Origin of the sequence: Streptomyces sp. NPDC014894 (assembly GCF_043080985.1) — a bacterium.
Classification (GTDB): domain Bacteria; phylum Actinomycetota; class Actinomycetes; order Streptomycetales; family Streptomycetaceae; genus Streptomyces.
Genome location: NZ_JBIBWD010000006.1, coordinates 40,708 through 56,157, shown reverse-complemented (window position 1 = coordinate 56,157; position 15,450 = coordinate 40,708). Strand labels below are relative to the sequence as shown.

Sequence of the window (15,450 nt, the reverse complement as noted above, 5' to 3'; positions counted from 1 at the left end):
CGCACCGTCCCCATCGGCGCCGGCGTCGCCGCCGTGGGGGACCTTGTCGCCGGGCGGAAGCCGCCTTGTAGGGTTCCCGGCGGTTCGGGAGACTCCCGGACCGGCGCGGCCGGGGCGACGATTCCCGGGCGGCGCGGCCCAGTTCCACGGTTCGACCGGCACGGAATCACCGAAGTCCCAGGGGGATCACGACATGCGACCCATTCGTCCGACGATGGCAGCGGCCTCGATCGCCGCCGTGCTCGCGCTGGCGGCCACCGCCTGCGGTCCGAGCGAGGAGAACGCGGGCGACAGTCCGAGCGCCTCCGCCGCCCAGGAAGCGAAGGACAGGCTCACCATCCCGGACGAGCTGAAGGACAGGCTCAAGGAACACGGGATAGACGTCGACAAATGGCGGAACGGCGAGTGGCGGAACTGGGACAAGGACGCCTGGCTCCGCGAGGCCCAGGACTTCGTCAATCCCATCATCGAGGACCTCTGGGACCCGGACCGGATGCGTGAGGCCGAGACGCCTCCGGAGCGTCCGGTGGACGAGGACATCTCGGGCGACGACGGTGTCACCGACCCGACGCCCGCGCCGGTCGAGGCACAGACGGTGCGCGCTCCCTACCGGACCAGCGCGCCGGAGGCGGGCAAGGTCTTCTTCGACGGGCCCGAGGGCTCGATGGTCTGCTCGGCGACCGTGGTGAAGGACCCCGCGAACCCGGGCAAGTCCAATCTGGTCTGGACGGCTGGCCACTGCGTCCACGCGGGGAAGAAGGGCGGCTGGTACCGGAACATCGCCTTCGTTCCCTCGTACAACGACAGTGCGCGGTCCACGGCCGATCTCCAGAACGCGCCCAAGGCGGAGGTCGCTCCGCACGGGGTGTGGTGGGGCGACTGGGTGAAGACCTCGGAGCAGTGGATCGGCGAAGGCGGCAAGACCGGCGGTCAGGGCGCTCCCTACGACTTCGCGGTCATCCACGTCACTCCCGAGAAGGGCGGCACGGGCAAGTCGCTGGAGGAGACGGTGGGGTCGGCGCTCCCGGTGGAGTTCGACGCCCCCTCGGTGTCGGAGATGGCCCGTGTGACGGCGACCGGCTACCCGGCCGCAGCGCCTTTCGACGGCGAGCGGATGTTCCAGTGCCCGGACCGGCCGGGGCGGCTCTCGGTGAAGACCGACGAGCCGACGATGTACCGCATCGGCTGCACCATGACCGGCGGTTCCTCCGGCGGCGGCTGGGTCGCCGAGGGCCGGGACGGGAAGCCGGCCCTGATCTCCAACACCTCGATCGGGCCCGTGTCGGCCGGCTGGCTGGCCGGCCCCCGGCTCGGCGGCGAGGCGAAGGCCGTCTTCGAGTCGGTCAGCGAGAAGTACGCCGGCAGGTAATCGGCAGCCGGAGACCTTCCCGGACGGTGCGGTGCGGCTCGACGGGCCGTACCGCACCGTGCTGGACCCGCCGGATGCCCAGCGCGTCCAGCACATACGCGAGCGGCGCCCGCCCCCCCGATCAGAGGGGCGGGCGCCGCTGACGTACGTGCGGTGTCCCTGCCCCGGGACGCCGCTGTCCTGGCGTAGTACCGCGGACCGACCGGGTCAGTGCGGAACGGGCGCGTACGGCGCGAGCGCCGCCGCCAGCTCCTCGTGGACCCGCGCCTTGAGCAGGGTGCCGTCCGTGGTGTGCTCCTCGGAGAGCACCTCACCGTCGGCGTGCACCCGGGAGACCAGTCCGCCCTGGGTGTACGGCACAAGGGCCTCGATCTCGACCTCGGGGCGGGGCAGTTCGGCGTCGATGAGCGCGAGCAGCCGCTCGATGCCCTCGCCGGTCCGCGCCGACACCGCGATCGCGTGCCGCTCGATGCGCAGCAGACGCTGGAGCACGAGCGGATCGGCCGCGTCCGCCTTGTTGATCACCACGATCTCGGGCACGTCGACCGCGCCCACGTCGCGGATCACCTCGCGCACGGCGGCCAGCTGCTCCTCCGGGGCGGGGTGTGCTCCGTCGACCACATGGAGGATCAGATCGGAGTCACCGACCTCCTCCATCGTGGAGCGGAACGCCTCGACCAGATGGTGCGGCAGATGGCGGACAAAGCCGACGGTGTCGGCCAGGGTGTAGAGCCGTCCGCTCGGTGTCTCGGCCCGCCGGACGGTCGGGTCCAGGGTGGCGAACAGCGCGTTCTCCACCAGGACGCCGGCTCCGGTGAGGCGGTTGAGCAGCGAGGACTTGCCGGCGTTGGTGTAACCGGCGATCGCGACCGAGGGCACCCTGTGACGTCGGCGCTCCTGGCGCTTGATCTCGCGGCCGGTCTTCATCTCCGCGATCTCCCGGCGCATCTTCGCCATCTTCTCGCGGATCCGTCGCCGGTCCGTCTCGATCTTGGTCTCACCGGGGCCTCGGGTGGCCATGCCGCCACCGCCGCCACCGCCCATCTGACGGGAGAGCGACTGGCCCCAGCCGCGCAGCCTGGGCAGCATGTACTGCATCTGCGCCAGCGCGACCTGGGCCTTGCCCTCCCGGGACTTGGCGTGCTGGGCGAAGATGTCGAGGATGAGGGCGGTCCTGTCGACCACCTTGACCTTGACGACGTCTTCGAGGTGGATCAGCTGGCCGGGGCTCAGCTCACCGTCGCACACCACCGTGTCGGCGCCGGTCTCGAGCACGATGTCGCGGAGTTCCTGCGCCTTGCCCGAGCCGATGTAGGTGGCCGGATCGGGCTTGTCACGGCGCTGGATCACACCGTCGAGCACTTGGGCGCCCGCCGTCTCGGCCAGGGCCGCCAGCTCGGCGAGGGAGTTCTCCGAGTCCTGCACCGTCCCCGAGGTCCATACGCCGACCAGCACGACACGCTCCAGGCGCAGCTGCCGGTACTCGACCTCGGTGACGTCCTCGAGCTCGGTGGAGAGGCCGGCCACTCGCCGCAGCGCGGCTCGCTCGGCGCGTTCCAGCTGGTCGCCGTCCCGCTCTCCGTCGATCTCGTGGCTCCAGGCGACGTCCTCTTCCATCAGGGCATCGGCCCGAAGGCTCTCGGCTCGCGACTCCGCGGAACCCTGCGCACGCTGCTCGTCGAAGCTCTGCTCGTCCTGGGAAGGGGATGAAGAGGAGGTCATTGGATCCTTACGTCGATGGGTCATTCCAGGTCGCGCCGGACGGGAATCCGGGGCGACCCACACTAGTCACAACGCGTGACGAGTCCGGATGATTCCCGTGCGGGTCGCGGTACGGGATCCGGCTCCGGCGGCGTCGCCGACGTGTTCGATGGTCCCACGGTGCCCTCGCAGCCGTCACCCCGGTTTTCCCTCCCCTCCGCGAAGCCCACGCCGGCCCGCACCACCGGCCCGCGCCGCACGCACCGCCTCCCGCCCGGACACGGCACCGGAGGACCCCGGGCGGACCGGGCGGACCCGAGCCCGCCCCGCACTCCGGCCTCAGCCCCCGGCCGGCGCGCCCGCCCGCTTGGCCGGTGCCGCGCTGGTCCACTGCGGGTGCCCGGGCATCGGCGGGGTGCGCTCCCCGTACAGCCACGCCTGGAAGAACGCGGTGAGATCGCGCCCGCCGATCTCGGCGGCGAGCCGGGTGAAGTCGGCGGTGCTCGCCGTGCCGTCGCGGTGGTCGCGCACCCAGGCCCGCTCCAGCCGGTCGAAGGCGTCCTTCCCGATCGTCTGCCGCAGGGCGTACAGGACCAGCGCGCTGCCGTCGTACACCACCGGCCGGAAGAGGCTGATCTTCTTCCCGGGGGCCGGGGGCTTGGGTGCGGCGGGCGGACCGCCGTCGGCCCGCCACTGGTCGGAGCGGCGGTACGCCTCGCGCAGCCGGGTCTCCATGAGGCGCCCGGACTTCTCCTCGGCGTAGAGGGCCTCGTACCAGGTGGCGTGTCCCTCGTTCAGCCAGAGGTCGGACCAGTTGCGGGGGGAGACGCTGTCGCCGAACCACTGGTGGGAGAGTTCGTGGACCATGATCGAGTCGACGTACCACTCGGGGAAGGCGCTGTTGGTGAAGAGCCGGCGCTCGAACAGCGAGAGGGTCTGGGTCTCCAGCTCGTAGCCGGTGTCGGCGTCCGCGATCAGCACCCCGTAGTTCTCGAAGGGGTAGGGGCCGACCTTGCCCTCCATCCATCTGAGCTGCTCAGGGGTCTTCTTCAGCCAGGGCTCCAACCGGGTGAGGTCCTTCGAGGGCACCACGTCGCGCACGGGCAGTCCGCCGGGGCCCTCGCGGGTGGGGACGGCCGACTCGCCGATCGAGACCTGGGCCAGTTCGGTGGCCATGGGGTGGCGGGTCCGGTAGGACCAGGTGGTCGTGGCGCCGTTCTCCCGCCGGTCCGTCCGCACGCCGTTGGCCACCGCCGTCAGCTCGCTGGGCGCGGTGACGCGGAAGGTGAAGTACGCCTTGTCGGCGGGGTGGTCGTTGGAGGGGAAGACCCGGTGGGCGGCGTCGGCCTGATTGGCCATGGCGAGCCCGTCGCCGGTGATCACCCAGCCGCCCGCCTCTCCCCGCGGATCGCTGGTGTGCTCGACGGTGATCCGCACCCGGGAGCCCGCCTCGACCGGTACGAAGGGCTGGACGACGAGGTCCTCCTCCGCCGTGGCGAAGTCGGCGGGGAGGCCGTTGACCTTGACCGCGCCGACCGTGCCGTGGGTGAAGTCGAGGTTGATGCGCTCCAGCCGTTCGGTGGCCCGGGCCTCGATTCTGGTGACGGCGTCCAGCGGGGCGGTGTTGCTGCCGCCGTAGTCGAAGGAGATGTCGTACTCCACGACGTCGTAACCCGGGTTGCCGAGGGTCGGGAACAGCGGGTCGCCGATGCCGAGCGGGGCGGGGTCCGGCGGGGGCAGCGCGGCTGCGAGGAGGGCGGTGCACGCGACGGCCGGCAGTGCGGCTCGCAGCCGGCGCCGGGCCGCGGCGGTCGGGAAGCGCCGTGGGGCGGTGGGCAGGGATTCGGGCAGCATGGACTACGGCTACCAGGGCGGACGGCTCCCTTTGTGGCGGCGCGCTTCACACCACCCGAACGGGGTCAGCCGGTTGCCGCCCGGCGCTGGTTTCGGCTCACGTCGTACACGCCCGGCACATCGCGCATGGCGCGCATCAGGGCGGGCAGTTTGGCGGCGTCGGGCAGCTGGAGGGTGTAGGTGTGCCGTACGCGCTGTTCGCTGGGGGGTTCGACGGTCGCGGACACGATGGCGGCGCCCTCGGTGGCGATGGCCTCGGTGAGGTCGGCGAGCAGATGGGGGCGGCCGAAGGACTCGGCGACCAGGGTGACGCGGCAGCCGGCGGTGTCGTCCCAGTGGACCGGGATCGGCTCGCGGGCCAGGGACTTCATCCGGGACACGGCCGGGCACTGCTCGCGGTGGACGGTGACCACGCCGCCGCGTACCGCGAATCCGGTGACCGCGTCCGGCGGTACGGGGGTGCAGCAGCCGGCGAGTCGTACGGTGGCGTCCGGGAGATCGGCGACGGCTCCGGCCGCGGTCGCGGGGCTCTCGGCGTCCTGGGCGACGGGCGCGGGTCCGCGCGGCATCGCGGCGGGGGCCGCCGCGCCTTCGGGATGGGCCTCCAACCACGCGGTGATGGCGATCCGGGCCCCGGGGGTGCGGGCGTGGTCCAGCCAGTCGGGCGAGGGCCCGGAGACGGCGTCCTGGACGTCCTGGGCCGCGGGGGCGCCCTGGGCCCGGCCGGTGTCCCGGAAGGTGTCCCGATCAGCGTCCCGTCGGGCGTCCCGGCGGGCTTCGGGATTGTCGTGGGCGAGGAGGAGCTGCACGGTGTCGCCGTCGACGAGCACGGTGCTCAGCGTCGCCAGCCGTCCGTTGACACGCGCACCGATGCAGGCGTGGGCCCGCTCGCCGTACTGGGCGTAGGCCGCGTCGACACAGCTCGCCCCGGCGGGAAGGCCGAGGGTGCCGCCGTCGGCGCGGAAGACGGTGATCTCCCGGTCCTGCGCCAGGTCGGCGCGGAGCGAGGTCCAGAAGGCGTCGGAGTCCGGTGTCGACTCCTGCCACTCCAGCAGCCGGGAGAGCCAGCCGGGCCTGGTCGGGTCGGCCCGCTCGCCGTCGGCGGGCTCCACGCTCTCGACGGGGGTGTACGGGTTCCCCAGCGCGATCACTCCCGCCTCGGCGACCTTGTGCATCTGGTGGGTGCGGATGAGGACTTCGGCGACCGCTCCGCCGGGTCCGGCGACGGCGGTGTGCAGCGATTGGTAGAGGTTGAACTTGGGGGCGGCGATGAAGTCCTTGAACTCGGAGATCACCGGGGTGAAGCAGGTGTGGAGTTCGCCGAGGACCCCGTAGCAGTCGGCGTCCTCGCCGACGAGGACCAGCAGCCGGCCGAAGTCGGTGCCGCGCAGCTCGCCGCGTTTGAGGCTGATCCGGTGGACGGACACGAAGTGCCGCGGCCGGATGAGGACTTCGGCGGCGATCCCGGCCTCGCGGAGAACGGTGCGGAATCCCTCGGCCATGGTGTCGAGGGCGGCTCCGGCGGAGGCGTTCTCCGCGATCAGCACACGGGTCCGCTCGTACTCCTCGGGACGGAGGATCGCGAAGACGAGGTCCTCCAGCTCGGTCTTGAGCGCCTGTACGCCGAGGCGTTCGGCGAGCGGGATGAGGACGTCGCTGGTGACGCGGGCGATCCGGGCCTGCTTCTCGGGGCGCATCACTCCGAGGGTGCGCATGTTGTGCAGCCGGTCGGCGAGTTTGATCGACATCACGCGGACGTCGTTCCCGGTGGCGACGAGCATCTTGCGGAAGGTCTCGGGCTCGGCGGCGGCCCCGTAGTCGACCTTCTCCAGCTTGGTGACCCCGTCGACCAGGTAGGCGACCTCGTCGCCGAACTGCGCGGTCACCTGATTGAGGGTCACCTCGGTGTCCTCGACGGTGTCGTGGAGGAGCGAGGCCGTCAGGGTGGTGGTCTCCGCGCCGAGTTCGGCGAGGATCAGGGTGACGGCGAGGGGGTGGGTGATGTACGGCTCGCCGCTCTTGCGGAACTGCCCCCGGTGCGACGACTCGGCCAGTACGTAAGCCTGATGGAGGGTCGCGAGGTCGGCGTCGGGATGGTGCGCCCGGTGCGCGTCGGCGACATGGCCGATGGCGTCGGGGAGCCGGTCCCGGGCGGCCGGTCCGAGGAGGGCCGCACGGCCCAGCCTGCGAAGGTCGATCCTGGGACGGCCGCGCCTGCGGCTGTGGGCGCCAGGGTTGGCGGCCTCTGCACTCATGGGGGGCACCTCCGGGCGGCGTTCGACCGGCGGCGGGAAGAGCAGGTGTGCCCTCCGGGCCGGTGCTTGATGCTACCGAGCCCACCACGTGGAGCAGTCCAGCTCTCGCCGAGCGTGAAACGGATCACCCATTCGAGCGAAGCTCTATGCGGGTGCGATTGAGCCGATCCGGCGTCGGCCGCGGCCCTCGGGCCGACCGGGAGGCGGGTGCGGTGGGTCGGGTACGGGGGAGGGCGCCGATCGGGTCGGCGCTCACGGCGCGCCCGGGGGAGGGCGGTGTTCGAGCCCGGTCGGGGCGGTCCTCAAGGCGTCGGGGCGGTGTTCGAGGCCCGGGTCCTGGCGGTCGGCGACGCCTCAGCGGAGGCGGGCGACCCGCCAGACGGCGAGGGCGACCAGCAGGACGCCCACCCCGACGTAGAGCGCGAGGACGCGCCAGTCGGGGCGCTCCCCGGAGCCGCGGGCGGGGAGTCCGGGCCAGGTGTGGCCGACTCTGCGGGCGGCCATCACCCCCCAGCCGGCGGCGCAGCAGCTGATCAGCAGGCCGAGCATGGCGACGACCGCTCCGCCGGAGGTGCTGAAGGCGAGGGGGAAGCCGAACATGAGCGAGCCGAGCGCGGCGAGCATCACGATGGGGGCGAGCTGCCAGATCCGGAGTCTGCGCGCCGGGCGCAGCTCCACCTCGACCTCGCCCGCGAGCAGGTCCCGGTCGTCGGGACCGTCAGGGCTGAGGCCGGCGGGCCCGCCGCCCGCTGCGTCGCGCTGCTGCTGGTCGGTGTCGTGAGGGCCGGCCTCCATCGCCACGCGCCCTCCCCATTCGGACTCCACAGTCGATCGTTGCTCGATGATGGCACGGTCCAGCACGCCGACATGACGGGCAAGGCGTCCCGATGCCATCACGTGATCAGGCTGTAACCGCTCGTTCGATCAACGCCAGCGCCTGCCCCGGAAGTTCCCCGCGGTCGGCGACAGCCCCACTGAGCCAATGCACCCTCGGATCCCTTCTGAACCATGAATCCTGACGGCGCGCGAAGCGTTTGGTGGCCCGTACGGTCTCCTCGCGCGCTTCCCGTTCGGTGTACTCGCCCGCCAGCGCCTTGAGGATCTGCTGGTAGCCGAGGGCGCGTGACGCTGTGAGCCCCTCGCGCAACCCCTGTGCCTCCAGGGCCCGGACCTCGTCGGTGAATCCGGCCTCCCACATCCGGTCGACGCGCCGGGCGATGCGCTCGTCGAGTTCGGGGCGGGCGACGTCGACGCCGATCTGGACGGTGTCGTAGACGCTGTCGTGGCCGGGGAGATTGGCGGTGAACGGCTTGCCGGTGATCTCGATCACTTCGAGGGCGCGGACGATGCGGCGGCCGTTGCCGGGGAGGATCGCGCGGCCGGCCCCGGGGTCGGCGGCGGCGAGCCGGGCGTGCAGTTCGCCGGGGCCGAGGGCGGTCAGCTCCGCCTCCAGCCGGGCCCGGATCGCGGGGTCGGTGCCGGGGAACTCCAGAGCGTCGATCGCGCCGCGCACATAGAGCCCGGAGCCGCCCACGAGGACCGGGGTGCGGCCCTCGGCGAGCAAGCGGTCGATCTCCGCCCGGGCGAGCCGCTGGTACTCGGCGACGCTCGCGGCCTCGGTGACGTCCCAGATGTCGAGGAGACGGTGGGGGACGCCGCCGCGTTCGCCGAGCGTCAGCTTGGCGGTGCCGATGTCCATCCCCCGGTACAGCTGCATGGAGTCGGCGTTGACGACCTCGCCACCCAGTTGGTCGGCCAGGAAAACGCCCAGATCGGACTTTCCGGCCGCGGTGGGACCGACGACGGCGATGACCCGCGGTGCGGGAGCTGCACTTCTCACCGCACCAGTCTCGCAAACGCGGGGCGATGTCCCCGAACGAGCGAGGTGACGGCACGGCGGGGGGTTCGTTGCCTGTTGCGAGGTTCCGAACGCCGGTTTCCCGACCGGTCCCCCGCCGAGGCGACAGCAGGGCGCTTCCAGCGGCGCGGAACATCACTCACACGAGTACGCTATGGAGTAAATATGGGCGTGTTTGCACGGTTCCTTCGTCGGTCGAAGGGCGCCGAGGCCACCAAGGACACCTTGGACACCTCGGCCCGGGAGAAGGCCGCCGACACCCAGGCGGTGGAGCCGGAAGCCGGGAACGGAAGCGGGGACGGGGCTCCGGAGGCCACGCCCGCGAAGAGCACGGCGGACGGGGCCACCGAGGCTTCTGAGGTCACCGGGGCCACCGGGGCCGAGAAGGCGGAGGCGCCCTCGGAGGCCGCGGCCGCCGAGGGCGTGGAGATTCCCCGGCAGCAGTCGGCCGGGGAGGCCGCGGACCGTGAAGCCGGCGAGGGCGCCCGCAAGTAAGTCCCGACACGAAAGGTGCCCCATGGGCCTCATGGACCAACTGAAGGCCAAGCTCGCCCCTGCCAAGGAGAAGGTCTCGGACCTGGCACAGCAGCACGGGGACAAGATCGAGCAGGGTCTGGACAAGGCCGCGCACGCCGTCGACGCGCGGACCAAGGGCAAGTACAGCGACAAGATCGAGTCCGGCACGGGCAAGGCCAAGGAGGCGCTGGAGCGCATCGCGCACAAGGATGAGGGCGGCACTCCCCCGCCGCCTCCGGCTTCCTGACCGCGTTTCCGGCCCCTTCGGGCCGACCAGGCCGGACGGCCGCGGAGCAGCCCGCTCCGCGGCCGTCCGCCGTTGTCCCCGCCGTCGGTCGCTTTTCGCGTGCCGCCCTCGGGTGCGGTGCGGTGCGTACGACCCCATACGGTTCCGAACGGCGCGGGGGCGGCGGCGGGTGTGGGGTGTGCCGCCGCCCGGGGCCGCGCCCCTGCCGATCAGGACCAGGCGGCGACCGCGTAGCCGACGCCGTAGGGCGCGTCGTCGTAGAGCAGCCGTCCCGCGAGCCCGGCGTCCTCCGCCGCGCCGGCGAGCACCTGCCAGGACGCCCGGCCCGCCGCCTTGAGTTCGTACGCCAGAGGCGCGTCCAGGGCCGCCAGGGCGTCGGTGTCCGCCTCGGCCAGGGCTCGGACGGCGAGCGCGTCGAAGTCCTCGGCGCGTTCGTCCAGGTAGCCGGGAGCCTTCAGGCTGCGGCGGGCGCTGCCGTCGCCCATGGCGAGCACGGCCACCCGCGCGGCGCGGGCGCCGGTCTCACGCCCGGCCGCCAGGGCGAGACGGGGCTCCATGTCCTCCGCCACTCCCAGACCCTCGACGGGAGAGGCCGCCCAGTGCGCGCGGCCGAGCAGCCAGGCGCCGACGGTGAGGGAGTACGGAAGGGTCCGCTCCTGGGCGGCCCGGCCCGATCCGAGGCGTACGCCGAGGTCGACGCCGAAGCCGTCGAAGGAACCGGCCGCTCCCGCGTGGTGGACGCCCAGTCCCGCCTCGTCGGCCGGGCCGACGACGACGAGCAGGTCGGGCCGGGAGGCGGCCAGCACGCCGACGGCGTCGGCGCAGGCGGCCCGTGCCGCGTCCAGCTCGGGTGCCGCGCCCGCGGCGACCTCGGGCACGAGCAGCGGCGGACAGGGGCACACGGCGGCGGCGACAAGCATGATCGGCAGCCTAGTGCGTGACGGCGCGGCCGGACGGGCGGAGCCCCTCCTCGCGCACCGGGGCGGGTGGAGCGGGCCCTCGTGCGCGGGGGCGGGTGGAGCAGGCCCTCGCGCACCGGGGCGGCTGGAGGCACCCCCGTGCACCGGGGCGGCGGCTGGAGCGGGTCCGGCCCCGGGCCATCGCGGGGCGGCTCCGGGCGGCCCCGGCCCGAGGAGACGGTCCGTCGCGGAGCGCGAGGAGGATGGTCCGGTTGGGCGTCAGCCCAGGCCGCAGGCGGGGGCGGCGGCCGCCGGCAGCGGCTCCGGCACACCGATCTTCGGCAGTCCGAGCATCACTCCGGCGGGCGTCCCGGCGGGGGCCTCCTGGCGCTTCTGCCAGGCGTCCCCGGCACGCGTGCGGCGCACCGCGCCCGCGCGGCCCTCGGCGAGCAGATGGTGCGGGGCGGCGTAGGTGATCTCGACGGTGACCACATCGCCCGGGCGGACGTCCTGGTCGGGCTTGGTGAAGTGGACCAGCCGGTTGTCGGGGGCTCGGCCCGAGAGGCGGTGGGTCGCGCCGTCCTTGCGGCCCTCGCCCTCGGCGACCATCACCTCCAGGGTGCGGCCGACCTGCTTCTTGTTCTCGTCCCAGGAGATCTCCTCCTGGAGGGCGACCAGGCGCTCGTAGCGCGCCTGCACGACCGCCTTGGGGATCTGGCCGTCCATGGTGGCCGCTGGGGTGCCTGGGCGCTTGGAGTACTGGAAGGTGAAGGCGTTGGCGAACCGCGCCTCGCGGACGGTGTGCAGCGTCTGCTCGAAGTCCTCCTCGGTCTCGCCGGGGAAGCCCACGATGATGTCGGTGGAAATGGCGGCGTGCGGGATGGCCGCGCGCACCTTGCCGATGATCCCGAGGAAGCGCTCCTGCCGGTAGGACCGGCGCATCGCCTTGAGCACGGTGTCCGAACCGGACTGGAGCGGCATGTGGAGCTGCGGCATCACATTCGGCGTCTCGGCCATGGCGGCGATCACGTCGTCGGTGAAGTCACGGGGGTGCGGCGAGGTGAAGCGGACGCGCTCCAGCCCCTCGATGCCGCCGCAGGCGCGCAGCAGCTTGCTGAAGGCCTCGCGGTCGCCGATGTCGGAGCCGTACGCGTTGACGTTCTGCCCCAGCAGGGTGATCTCGGAGACGCCCTCGGCGACCAGGGCCTCGACCTCGGCCAGGATGTCGCCGGGGCGGCGGTCCTTCTCCTTGCCGCGCAGGGCGGGCACGATGCAGAAGGTGCAGGTGTTGTTGCAGCCGACCGAGATGGAGACCCACGCCGCGTAGGCGGACTCGCGGCGGGTGGGCAGGGTGGAGGGGAACGCCTCCAGGGACTCGGCGATCTCGACCTGGGCCTCCTCCTGGACGCGGGCGCGCTCCAGGAGGACGGGCAGCTTGCCGATGTTGTGCGTGCCGAAGACGACGTCGACCCAGGGGGCCCGGGTGACGATGGTGTCGCGGTCCTTCTGGGCGAGGCAGCCGCCGACGGCGATCTGCATGCCGGGACGCCGGGTCTTCATCGGGGCGAGGCGGCCCAGATTGCCGTACAGCTTGTTGTCCGCGTTCTCCCGGACGGCGCAGGTGTTGAAGACGACGACGTCGGCGTCCCCGTCGGCGCCGTCGGGGGCGCGGACATAGCCCGCGCCTTCCAGCAGCCCGGACAGGCGTTCGGAATCGTGGACGTTCATCTGGCACCCGTAGGTGCGGATCTCGTAACTGCGCTGAACGTCCACTGCCTGGCTCCGGTCACTGCTGGTCATGGGACAAGGGTAGGCGGTGCCTGAGACAGTTCCCGCCCCGGAGCCCGGACCTGCGGCGACGGGCGGCCGGGCGGGGAGATCGGCTCGTCGGTCGAGGGGCGGGAGTACGGAGGCGGGGGGCGGGGGGGGGTACGGAGGCCGGGGCGCCGGGGCGGGGTACGCCGTAGGGGTGCGCGGCAGCCCGGAGCGGTCCGCCGCTGTCGGGCGCCGGCCCGAGCCGCCCGCCGTCCTCCACCGCCACGGCTGTCCTTCACCGTCCACGGGCGTCCTCGCGGAAGGTGCCGCCGGACCGGAGCCTCTGTTCCGGTTCTGGCGTCCACGCGCCAAAGCCTGGCCATCGCGGGAAGCGACCTGGCAGGATCGCAAGCATGTTCCAGGCCATGTCCCGATCCGCTCGCCGCCGCGCCCTCCAGGCGTCCGCGGCGGTGCTCGTGACGCTCGGGCTGCTGCTCTGGTGGCTGCTGCCCATGGGGGATCCCCGCCCGGCGGGCTCGATCACCTTCAGCACCGGCCTGCAGAACGGGGTGTACCAGCGGTACGGCGTGCTGTTGAAGGAGGCGCTCGCCAGGGACATGCCCGAGGTGAAGATAGCGCTCCAGACCAGCGAGGGCTCCCAGCAGAATCTGGCCCGGGTCGCCAGGGGCGAGGCGGATTTCACCGTCGCCACGGCCGACGCCGTCGCCAAGTACGAGCGGGACGGCAGCCCGGGGGCGGATCGGCTGCGCGGCTGCGCCCGGCTCTACGACGACTATGTGCAGCTCGTGGTGCCCAGGGGTTCCCCGGTGAAGGAGATCGGGGATCTCCGGGGCGCGAAGGTGGGCGTGGGGCCGGACGGCTCCGGGGTGCGGCTGGTCGCCGAGCGGCTGTTCGCGGCCGCGGGCATCGATCCGGACAAGGACATCGAGGCGGTGCCGGCGGGCATAGACACCGTCCCGGATCTGCTGGAGCGGGACGAGCTGGACGCGTTCATCTGGTCGGGCGGACTGCCCACCGGCGCGGTGCGGAAGCTGTCGGAGCGGCTGCCGATCCAGCTGGTGCCGCTGGACTCCGAGCTGGTCGACCGGGTGCACGCCAGCAGTGGGGCCGCGAGCTACTACCGGCTGGCCGTGATGCCCCCGGACGCCTACGCGGAGGCGCAGAGCGGACTGCCGGTGCCGACGATGGCGGTGCCCAATCTGCTGGTGACCACGGATCGGATGGACCCGGCGCTGGTCGAGGGCTTCACCCGCACCGTGATCAAGAGCCGGGACCGCATAGGCAAGACGGTCCACCCGGCGCAGCTGGTGGATCTGCGGACCGCGATCTACACCGATCCGCTGCCGCTGCACGAGGGAGCCCGCCGCTACTACGCGTCGGAGAAGCCCTGACGGCCGGGGCCGCCCCGGCCCAGCCCTGAGCAGGCGCCCGCGCCCGCGCTCGCACCCGCGCCCGCGCCCGCGCCCGCAGGACGTGATCCGGACCCGCCCGCCCCGAGGGGCACCCGGTCGCCCCGGCGTGCCGTCGTTCCCGGGATCGGGCTCCTCCTTCGCGCCGGCTCACCGACCCGGGCGCGCCGCTCGCCTCAGGGCTCGGTGCGGGGCAGGGTGACCGTCACCTTCAGGCCGCGCGGCTCGTGGTGCGCGTAGGAGATATGACCGCCGCCGGACGAGAGGAGAGCACGCGAGATGGAGAGCCCGAGGCCCGAGCCCTTGATGTTCTGGTGGCGTCCGCTGCGCCAGAAGCGGTCGCCGACGCGCGTCAGCTCGTCGTCGGTGAGACCGGGGCCCCGGTCGGTGATCACGATCGCGCAGACCGCGCCCTCGGCGGCGACCGACACGGCGACCTCCTCACCGGCCGGGGTGAACTTCAGGGCGTTGTCGATCACCGCGTCCAGTGCGCTGGAGAGGGCGACCGGATCCGCCCAGGCGGTGACCGCCGCCGCGGGCCCGGTGAGGAGGACGCCCTTGTCGTCGGCGACGGGACGCCATGAGGCGACCCGTTCGGCGGTCAGGGCGCCGATGTCGACGAGTTCGAGGGTGGCGGAGGCGTGCTCGGCCAGCGCCAGGTCGAGGAGATCGTCGAGGACCTGGGCCAGCCGCTTGCCCTCGGTGCGGACCGAGGCGATCTCCTCATTGCCCTCGGGCAGTTCGAGGGCGAGGAGCTCGATCCGCAGCAGCAGCGCGGCCAGGGGATTGCGCAGCTGGTGGGAGGCGTCGGCGACGAAGGCGCGCTGCTGTTCCAGCACTTCTTCGACGTTGTCGGCCATCTCGTTGAAGGAGCGGGCCAGCCGCTGGAGTTCCGGCGGGCCGCCCGCCGCGGCGACCCGGGAGTTCATCCGCCCGGTCGCGATGTCGTGGGTGGCGGCGTCCAGGACGCGTACGGGCCGGAGCACCCAGCCGGTGAGACGGAAGGCCGCGCCGACGGCGACCAGCATCGCGGCGGCCTCCCCCGCGGCGATCAGCAGCCAGCCGTTCAGGATCCGTGAACGCAGCTGACCGGTGGGGGAATCGGTGAAGACGACGGCGACGACGTCTCCGTCCCGCACCACCGGCGAGGCGACGACCAGCCGGCCGTCCCGCTGCCAGGGCCACACCTGCGGCGGGTCCTGGCTGCGGCGGCCCGAGAGGGCCTCCTGGAAGGCCTTGGGCCCCTCGCCCTCGGTCGCGATGGACCAGCCCTCGGGCGCGCGGGCCAGGGCGTCCCCGTCGCGGTCGAAGACGCCCGCGCTGATGCCGTAGGTGGCGTTGTAGCGGTTGAGCTGCTCCTGGAGGGTGGAGCGCCGCTCCCCCCGGCCGTCCGCCTCGGTGACGAACTGCGCCAGCGCCGCGAACCGGACGGTGTCGTCGATGCGGTCCACGACGACCCGCTGCTGCTGTGCGGCGGCGACGCTCACGGCGAGCGGAAAGCCGAGCGCGAGCAGCACGCCCGCCATGAGGACGATGAGCAGGGGAAGGAGTCGGGTGCGCACGGGA

12 protein-coding genes are annotated in these 15,450 nt (G+C 72.8%); 4 read left to right on the top strand and 8 right to left on the bottom strand.

All coding sequences use genetic code 11. From position 1 onward, the window contains the following. The first annotated feature begins 193 nt into the window (after positions 1–193). Positions 194–1,369, top strand: a complete 1,176-nt coding sequence (locus ACF089_RS16175; RefSeq protein WP_392026546.1) for a trypsin-like serine peptidase — start codon at positions 194–196, stop codon at positions 1,367–1,369. Between the two features lie 207 nt (positions 1,370–1,576). On the opposite strand, the gene hflX is transcribed toward ACF089_RS16175, so the two are convergent. From hflX to miaA, 5 genes are all read right to left on the bottom strand, one after another. Continuing rightward, on the bottom strand, positions 1,577–3,091 hold the full coding sequence (gene hflX, locus ACF089_RS16170) for a GTPase HflX (protein WP_392026544.1): 1,515 nt from the start codon (positions 3,089–3,091) through the stop codon (positions 1,577–1,579). Between the two features lie 318 nt (positions 3,092–3,409). Continuing rightward, positions 3,410–4,924, bottom strand: coding sequence for a M1 family metallopeptidase (locus ACF089_RS16165; RefSeq protein ID WP_392026543.1), 1,515 nt, complete (start codon positions 4,922–4,924; stop codon positions 3,410–3,412). A gap of 65 nt (positions 4,925–4,989) precedes the next feature. After that, positions 4,990–7,179 carry a RelA/SpoT family protein gene (locus tag ACF089_RS16160; RefSeq protein ID WP_392026541.1) on the bottom strand — a complete coding sequence of 730 codons (2,190 nt, stop codon included), beginning with the start codon at positions 7,177–7,179 and terminating at the stop codon, positions 4,990–4,992. Positions 7,180–7,533: 354 nt separating this feature from the next. Continuing rightward, complete coding sequence (locus ACF089_RS16155; RefSeq protein WP_392027182.1) at positions 7,534–7,974, bottom strand: hypothetical protein; 441 nt, start codon at positions 7,972–7,974, stop codon at positions 7,534–7,536. Between the two features lie 106 nt (positions 7,975–8,080). Further along, positions 8,081–9,019 (bottom strand): tRNA (adenosine(37)-N6)-dimethylallyltransferase MiaA, encoded by a 939-nt coding sequence (miaA, locus tag ACF089_RS16150; RefSeq protein ID WP_392026540.1) that lies wholly within the window; start codon positions 9,017–9,019, stop codon positions 8,081–8,083. A gap of 183 nt (positions 9,020–9,202) precedes the next feature. Between miaA and ACF089_RS16145 the strand changes: the two genes are divergently transcribed. Together ACF089_RS16145 and ACF089_RS16140 are read left to right on the top strand one after the other, a co-directional pair. After that, positions 9,203–9,532 carry a hypothetical protein gene (locus ACF089_RS16145; protein ID WP_392026538.1) on the top strand — a complete coding sequence of 110 codons (330 nt, stop codon included), beginning with the start codon at positions 9,203–9,205 and terminating at the stop codon, positions 9,530–9,532. 22 nt (positions 9,533–9,554) lie between these two features. Then, positions 9,555–9,800, top strand: a complete 246-nt coding sequence (locus tag ACF089_RS16140; RefSeq protein WP_392026536.1) for an antitoxin — start codon at positions 9,555–9,557, stop codon at positions 9,798–9,800. A 209-nt stretch (positions 9,801–10,009) separates the two neighbouring features. Here ACF089_RS16140 and ACF089_RS16135 read toward each other — a convergent pair whose 3' ends face one another. Then, on the bottom strand, positions 10,010–10,720 hold the full coding sequence (locus ACF089_RS16135; protein WP_392026534.1) for a class III extradiol dioxygenase subunit B-like domain-containing protein: 711 nt from the start codon (positions 10,718–10,720) through the stop codon (positions 10,010–10,012). A 258-nt stretch (positions 10,721–10,978) separates the two neighbouring features. Next, the gene (gene miaB, locus ACF089_RS16130) at positions 10,979–12,499 is read right to left on the bottom strand and encodes a tRNA (N6-isopentenyl adenosine(37)-C2)-methylthiotransferase MiaB (RefSeq protein WP_392026532.1); all 1,521 of its coding nucleotides are present in this window, start codon (positions 12,497–12,499) and stop codon (positions 10,979–10,981) included. Between the two features lie 368 nt (positions 12,500–12,867). Here miaB and ACF089_RS16125 point away from each other — a divergent pair, with 368 nt between their 5' ends. Beyond that, entirely contained in the window at positions 12,868–13,866 is a 999-nt protein-coding gene (locus ACF089_RS16125; RefSeq protein ID WP_392026530.1) for a TAXI family TRAP transporter solute-binding subunit, read from the top strand. Between the two features lie 194 nt (positions 13,867–14,060). On the opposite strand, the gene ACF089_RS16120 is transcribed toward ACF089_RS16125, so the two are convergent. Beyond that, a complete protein-coding gene (locus ACF089_RS16120) occupies positions 14,061–15,446 on the bottom strand; it encodes an ATP-binding protein (RefSeq protein ID WP_392026528.1) in 1,386 nt (461 codons plus the stop codon). Between the last annotated feature and the right edge of the window lie 4 nt (positions 15,447–15,450).